The following is a 234-nucleotide window of genomic DNA, read 5'->3' as shown; positions in this document are numbered from 1 at the left end:
AATTTCAGGAAGCATTTTGGCGCTTTCCGTTTTCCATCTCCATTTGGCAGATTCCGATTCAAATTGCGAACGCTGAACAGCCGGAAGGTTTTCTGTTTTTAAATTTTGAGTTAATGACGAATTCAAAACTGCTTTTAATTTTTCTTTTTTCGGTGTATATTCTACTTTATCCTGCAAAACAGAATTAAAGAGATTTAAAGCAATTTCAAGATCTCTATTTACCATTACCAATTG

At 33.3% G+C, this 234-nt stretch carries 1 protein-coding gene; it reads right to left on the bottom strand.

The features are described from left to right. Positions 1-234, bottom strand: a 234-nt coding sequence (locus tag SB658_RS27695; protein WP_410603790.1) for a hypothetical protein, incomplete at both ends; no start/stop codon positions are given.

The sequence above is a fragment of the Bacillus sp. SIMBA_008 genome, from assembly GCF_046535495.1.
Taxonomy (GTDB): domain Bacteria; phylum Bacillota; class Bacilli; order Bacillales; family Bacillaceae; genus Bacillus; species Bacillus subtilis.
Note: the sequence above shows the minus strand (reverse complement) of the source record. Positions and strands in the feature narration are given on the sequence as shown.